Below are 285 nucleotides of genomic sequence, written 5' to 3' on the forward strand. Positions count from 1 at the left end.
GGAACAAAACGAGAGTGAGCTGAAGGAGCATACCGAAGCTAAAGATCCACATCCTCAATATGCACCCAAAGCCAGCCCTGTATTCACAGGAACACCGACTGCGCCAACACCGGCACAGGATGCTAATAACACCCAGATTGCAACGACAGCCTTCGTGCAATCTTTGGCAAATGCAGCAAATAATAATGCTAGGGCGTGTTGATGTTTTGTGAGGGATTATTAGACAGCATGATGATTTGGTATAATTACTTTCGCCAAAAAACAACCAGACCTCACCATCATGCC

The 285-nt window shown here is 46.0% G+C and carries 1 pseudogene; it reads left to right on the top strand.

Going from position 1 to position 285, the window contains the following annotated elements:
- A pseudogene (locus Xentx_RS18345) lies at positions 1 to 202 on the top strand (phage tail protein); the annotation flags it as partial.
- Positions 203 to 285 lie beyond the last annotated feature (83 nt).

This window comes from Xenorhabdus thuongxuanensis (assembly GCF_001908095.1).
Lineage (GTDB): Bacteria > Pseudomonadota > Gammaproteobacteria > Enterobacterales > Enterobacteriaceae > Xenorhabdus > Xenorhabdus thuongxuanensis.